This window comes from Leptolyngbya sp. AN10 (assembly GCF_050565645.1).
GTDB lineage: Bacteria > Cyanobacteriota > Cyanobacteriia > Leptolyngbyales > Leptolyngbyaceae > Leptolyngbya.
The window spans coordinates 1-4843 of record NZ_JBNXVP010000091.1 but is presented as its reverse complement, the minus strand read 5'-3'; the positions used below and the strand labels follow the sequence as shown (position 1 = coordinate 4843).

Here is a 4843-nt window from a genome sequence, read left to right as displayed (position 1 = left end):
GAGGATTGAACATGAGCGTGACCTAAATTTTTTGGGTTCAGACTGGCAGTTGATTCAAGCGATCGACCATTCCCGTCGTATTGAACAACTCACCGATGTAGGCGAGCAGACACACTAGCTCTTGAGCTAACCCCACCTGGCGGTACGAGGCGATCGGCAGTTGGGTCAGGTTTGGTTGCAGTTGAACCGCAACCTCAATCCATTGCCGCATTCTGTAATCTGCTTGATCGGTAGGGATAAGACCGTCTTGCAATTCGCCAATCGGCACGGCGATTCGCTGCGACCAATCAGCGAGTGTGGCTTGCAAGTGAACCACGGAGGTTCGTGGCTCAGGAGGGTCAGACCGTGACAGGGGTTCGACCCGATGCAGTTGGATCGGGTGTGGCAGGGTGTGGAGAATCCAATCGGTTGGATTTTGTAGCACTTGGAGGGGCGGGGTAAGGACTCCGACTTCAGCACACGTCAACATCGAACGCACAAATTGTTGGAAGTCTGGGGTCGTGAGCAGCGGTTTGGCATCGATCGCAAAATGGGGACACAGGCGGTCGAGCAATTGGGTTTGGCGTGCTGTAAACTCGACCTCCTGTTGGCGCATCGATTCAAATTTGACCCCGACTTGCTGCCTCAGTTGCACGAGTTGAGCCGAGAGCGCTCGACCTCTGCGCTGTCGGAGATCAATATAGGCAGCGAGTACTGTTGCAACCGTTTCGGGAACGTCAGCAGGCGAAGGGTGGATCGGTTCGGAACTGATATCAAAACACCCCTCCGAAGTGTGAGCATTGCACCATCGAGTTTGCACCCGAACGTGCGCGAGTGATCGCAGCTCAACGGGCTGGATTCGCAGCATTTCCGCAGCATCGGTGCAGTAGGACGCATCAATCCATGCCAATATGATTTCCGGCGACAGGCTGTCGGTTTGCATCCGCTGCCACACGTTGCGCGGGTCATTATCATCCGGGTAGAGCTGTATCAGGAGCGGTTGCCAACGACTGGGGTCGGCAATCATCTGTTGGACAATTTCGATGCGAGAAGCGGCTGTAACTAGCGTGCAACTGTGCGCGTGTAGCCCCTCAATATCAGTGTGAAGAATTGCGTATAGTGGCATCACTTATCTCCCATCTTGGTCATCAGGCACTGATCGGGTCAGCTTGCTGGAGTGAGGAGTCGATCTCAGGTGACCCAGCGCTCCCTGCTTTGCCCATTGCCTGCTCGATCAAGGTCAAGAGCGCCTGAGTGCGCTGAGTTAGGAATTCCTCAAAGTCGTCGTTCCACATCGTGTCAGGTTCGATTAAGTGCGATCTCAAGATGGCATCGAGGCGTGATCTCGAAATACCTTGATCGACTAAAGCTTGCAGATATTGACTCGGTGCTTGTCCGCCAATCTTTTGATTGCTTAACTGTGACAGTGGTGTGCGATTGATCAAGCAGTTGTACTGAGATGGGGCAATGCCTTGTCGCTTGCAGTAGGCGACCGGGAAGATATGATGGCTTTCGATCGGGTCGTTGAAGAATTGCACATCGAACAAGGCTTCTCCAGTAGCGAAATCGATCGCACGATGCTGCCGCAACAGCGCACTCACGCTTTTATAGACGGCTCCACGGCGTTGCTGAGAACTTAGCAAGCGATTGGCACTGAAATGAGCATCCCGGATCGTTGCCGGAATTGCACCATCGCTAAGTAACCAATCAGGGACTTCCAACATATCACGGGCGGCGCGCACTTCGTGCCAGGAAGTGTACATTCCACAGCAGGCTCCACACCAAAACCACTGTTCGAGTTTCGATCTCAGTTGCTCGTGCGGTGGTCCGACCACCGTAAGAATCGCAGCCAGCGCTACGAGTTGAATTTGGTAGGGTAAATCTTCGGTACTGAGCAGGCGTTGACCGTGGAGAAAGCGAGCCGCCGTTTCATACCCCACCATCACTTTTTCGTTGTAGTGCCGATACTCTTCCACACTTAAATCCAGCACTTCAGCCCGACCACAAGCAATACCAGGCAACTTTTTTAACGGCATGGCAGTGATCCTCGCAGCTTGCCGTCGGAAGTAGGTTGCAACTAAAGTGACACAGGCAAGGAAATCGGTTTCTCGCACCGATTGCAGCAGCGTGTTCTGTTTCAGTTGCTGTTCTTTGATTGCCCAATCGTGCCGCAGTGAGAAGTCTTCGCTTGCAAAACACGCAGTCGCTAAATCAAAGAAATTTAGCTCAGTGCCTTGGGTGTTCGTTTTCTCGAATACGCGGCAGACGGCTGCTTTGGGCAATTCGGATCGGAGTTGAATGACAGGGATTTGGTAATGCTCAAAGCGTTTGATGACATCTTGCTCAAAGCGGTCAATGAGTTCTAGTTTGGTAGGGTCGTACTGCCAGAATCTGGAGTAGCCTTGTCGCCACTGCGGATAGTGAAACACTTGCGCGATCGGGAATAGTCCGCTGGCATACTCTTGATCTGGAGTAGTGCAGTCGATCGTTCCTTGCGCCCCAACTTTGATGCGGTTTTTGGGCAGGCTGAGAATTGCGCTAACGCGATCCAGTTCCGAATCAAGCGCTTTCGTAATGTCGATGTAGTACCAGCGATCGATTAGCTTCTGGGTGCGTTTGCCCTTGGTTCGGACTGGGTTTCCAGAAAATAGAGTCATGTAGAGAGCAGTTGTGCGCTGTTGCCCATCGAGAATTAGATGAGTGGGCTGGACTGGGGAATGGATGCACACGCCTTCAACGGATCGAGGACGAAAACTCCAATCGCTCTGTCCTTGCTCTAGCAGCATGATCGAGCCAACTGGCCAGCCCAGACTAATACTGGCAAGTAATTCAATGATCAACTCATCACACCAGCAAAAACTGCGCTGTAAATCGGGAATCTGTACTTTGCCTTGTTTGACCCGCAGCAACAAATCCGGCAAAGCTTCCTTGGTGATATCGAAGGTGGAGATAATCGTGTTCAAGCGGCAAGTGTCCTCCCACAACCTCTTGGAACAATAGATCGTCCGTACTCAATTCACAAGTCTTTGGGTCAACTTGCTATCAATTGATAGCAAGAGTCAAACAATCAGTCTCGATCGGGGTACAAAACGGCACGAATTCTTGGTGGAAGCGGACAGGTGAGATCCCACAGTTCTACAGGAATCTGGTCGTAGTGATGCAGCAAGAAATCAAACTCGCCTAACCGCCGTAGGTAAACGGCTTTAAGACTACTCGGTGACTTATCCATATTCATCCAGCGCGTCATCGCAGGGACGCTGCATCCGGCAATATGAGCGAGCTGAGCATACGTGAACGCATATTCTTCGTACAGTTCGCGGGGATGCTTTGATAAGCGGCAGTTGACGAAGACGCGAAATAACACACGCTCGATATCTCCGAGCGGACGTTGACCCAACGAATCACCCATACCTGTTTCTCTGTTTCAATCGTTCTCATAAAGTTCTAAATCTGCTTCTTCAACCCAGTCGGCGATCAGCCATGAGCGCGATGGGCTGTCTGAATCCAGCAGTAGCAGATACACCCATGCCCACGGTTGCGGTTCTGACTGATCCGCTTCGATCGGCACAAACACCTGACCAATGACAGTGCCCCAATCAGATGCGGGATTCGGTATCCAACGACAGCGATCGCCAATCGCAAACCGAGGACGGGCGATCGCGTTCGGGAACTGCATCGGCAATACGACTACGCCTGTAGAATTCGGCGAAGCCGATGAGAAGTCGCGACGATACAGCATCAGTAACTCGAATAACGCGGCAATCGCATCAGGAGTCCGAGCGGTCGTGGAATCGATTGGAAGTTGAGCGTCAGGATTCATGCTGGGTTATGACCAATCGCAGTGCTTCACTGGATTCAAGTGGGTGAAGCATTCTAGATTGTAGGCGATAACCGACAAAACTTAGACGATCACCTGTAGATCTGTCAACTGCCCTTGGTGACGATCATGCAGTGGCAGAAAATCAGCAACAACCCAACATCAAACAGCGATTCGGCAAAGCCATCCGGCGACGGCGACGCGAACTCGATTTGTCTCAAGAGGAACTCGCGGAGCGTTCAGATATGCATCGCACATATATTTCAGATATTGAACGTGGCATCGTGAATCCTTCACTGGAGGTGATTGAAAAGCTCACCGATGCCTTGGACACGACCGTTTCTGAGTTATTTGTGCAGTATGGGATCGATCGTCAAGAAGTCCACGATCGTAACTCTACTGAATCATAAATTCCTCAGAACATCAGAAGTTCGGAAGTTTCCAGTCTCATTGTCATAACTGGCATCTGCCATTTCCACCACGCCCACCAAGTTAATCTGGTCGAACCGACTAGCAAGCACGAGCAAAACCCATGGTGCTAGCTGACGCTGCGCTCATTGTCCGATCGTGGCAGATTTCACACCTCTTAGAGATCCTTGGATTCGCACAACTTCATGCTCGAAACACGGACACTAAATCTAACCTGAGTACGGGATAAGAATTGGAACAAGAAAGGGGCAACCCCGATAGGCTGAAAGTACTAACGTTTCATCCTGGTTTGCCCTCATGCTTAGTTTAGAAGAACTGTTTTGCTCCGTCGATGATTTTTGCAGTACCTTTGAACCCCGCTGGAAACAGCAACTTTTAGGGTTTGGACTCCAGCAGCGCAACCGACCTCGATGCTTGAGTTTGAGTGAGATCATGACGATTCTGATTGGCTTTCATCAGTCGTGTTACCGCAACTTCAAAGCGTACTTGTTCCCACGAGATACGCAACCCGTGCAAAGATAAATGCTAGAAACAAGACGCAGAGGGGATTCCAAAGTTCGCTAAATTCGCTAAGAAAAGACATCGAGTCATCCTGCATGGAGGCAGTTCCCGATGTCA

General features: G+C 51.1%; 6 protein-coding genes and 1 pseudogene. 3 read left to right on the top strand and 4 right to left on the bottom strand.

All coding sequences use genetic code 11. The features are described from left to right. Nucleotides 1–37: 37 nt before the first annotated feature. From ACQ4M5_RS41570 to ACQ4M5_RS41555, 4 genes are all read right to left on the bottom strand, one after another. Nucleotides 38–1105 carry a hypothetical protein gene (locus tag ACQ4M5_RS41570; RefSeq protein WP_430681659.1) on the bottom strand — a complete coding sequence of 356 codons (1068 nt, stop codon included), beginning with the start codon at nt 1103–1105 and terminating at the stop codon, nt 38–40. A 22-nt stretch (nt 1106–1127) separates the two neighbouring features. After that, nucleotides 1128–2942, bottom strand: coding sequence for a GmrSD restriction endonuclease domain-containing protein (locus ACQ4M5_RS41565; RefSeq protein WP_430681658.1), 1815 nt, complete (start codon nt 2940–2942; stop codon nt 1128–1130). Between the two features lie 104 nt (nt 2943–3046). Beyond that, the gene (locus ACQ4M5_RS41560) at nt 3047–3388 is read right to left on the bottom strand and encodes a hypothetical protein (RefSeq protein ID WP_430681657.1); all 342 of its coding nucleotides are present in this window, start codon (nt 3386–3388) and stop codon (nt 3047–3049) included. 15 nt (nt 3389–3403) lie between these two features. Beyond that, nucleotides 3404–3799 (bottom strand): hypothetical protein, encoded by a 396-nt coding sequence (locus ACQ4M5_RS41555; protein WP_430681656.1) that lies wholly within the window; start codon nt 3797–3799, stop codon nt 3404–3406. A 131-nt stretch (nt 3800–3930) separates the two neighbouring features. On the opposite strand from ACQ4M5_RS41555, the gene ACQ4M5_RS41550 reads away from it, so the two are divergent. The 3 genes and pseudogenes from ACQ4M5_RS41550 to ACQ4M5_RS41540 form a co-directional block, all read left to right on the top strand. Next, entirely contained in the window at nt 3931–4206 is a 276-nt protein-coding gene (locus ACQ4M5_RS41550) for a helix-turn-helix domain-containing protein (RefSeq protein ID WP_430681655.1), read from the top strand. A gap of 122 nt (nt 4207–4328) precedes the next feature. Then, entirely contained in the window at nt 4329–4454 is a 126-nt protein-coding gene (locus ACQ4M5_RS41545; protein ID WP_430681654.1) for a hypothetical protein, read from the top strand. A gap of 68 nt (nt 4455–4522) precedes the next feature. Further along, nucleotides 4523–4711: pseudogene (locus ACQ4M5_RS41540) on the top strand (IS982 family transposase); the annotation flags it as partial. Between the last annotated feature and the right edge of the window lie 132 nt (nt 4712–4843).

Coding starts and splice junctions, on each gene's coding strand:
- ACQ4M5_RS41570 (WP_430681659.1), bottom strand. CDS start 1,105: ATGCCACTATACGCAATTCTTCACACTGATATTGAGGGGCTACACGCG.
- ACQ4M5_RS41560 (WP_430681657.1), bottom strand. CDS start 3,388: ATGGGTGATTCGTTGGGTCAACGTCCGCTCGGAGATATCGAGCGTGTG.
- ACQ4M5_RS41555 (WP_430681656.1), bottom strand. CDS start 3,799: ATGAATCCTGACGCTCAACTTCCAATCGATTCCACGACCGCTCGGACT.
- ACQ4M5_RS41545 (WP_430681654.1), top strand. CDS start 4,329: ATGGTGCTAGCTGACGCTGCGCTCATTGTCCGATCGTGGCAGATTTCA.